We start from the raw sequence: 545 nt of genomic DNA on the forward strand, positions 1-545 counted from the left end.
AAGCCCCCACTTCAAAATCTGTGATTTAAGTGGTGGGAGCATGTCACAACACGGAGGAAAAAGTATGTTATTTGTAGAATATCCAAAATGCTCAACCTGTCAGAAAGCCAAAAAATGGTTAGACGAACATGGAATCGCATATGAAGACAGACACATTGTGGAGAATAATCCAACTTATGAAGAATTAAAAGACTGGTATGGCAGAAGTGGTCTGCCATTAAAGAAATTTTTCAATACCAGTGGAATGCTGTACAAAGAGATGAAACTCAAGGATAAACTTCCGACTATGAGTGAAGATGAGCAGTTGCAGCTTCTGGCTACCAATGGAATGCTGGTAAAACGTCCGGTGATCGTGGATGGCGATACGGTATTTACCGGATTTAAAGCAGCAGAATGGGAAGAAAAGCTGTTGTAAAAGAAGTAAATTTGTACATTTTATAAGTGAAGATAGAAAACAGAAAGTAAGAGGTGTCGAATGAACGGCATCTCTCATTTTGTTTAACCGAATCAAGTAAGTCCCCTGCTTCAATTGCGAAAAGCAATAA

Annotated in this window: 1 protein-coding gene; it reads left to right on the forward strand. The window is 38.9% G+C overall.

Going from position 1 to position 545, the window contains the following annotated elements; translation table 11 throughout:
* Positions 1-64: 64 nt before the first annotated feature.
* Positions 65-415, forward strand: coding sequence for an arsenate reductase family protein (locus LG34_RS16465; protein ID WP_109217038.1), 351 nt, complete (start codon positions 65-67; stop codon positions 413-415).
* The last annotated feature ends 130 nt before the right edge of the window (positions 416-545 follow it).

The organism is Eubacterium ramulus, assembly GCF_003122485.1.
GTDB lineage: Bacteria > Bacillota > Clostridia > Lachnospirales > Lachnospiraceae > Eubacterium_I > Eubacterium_I ramulus_A.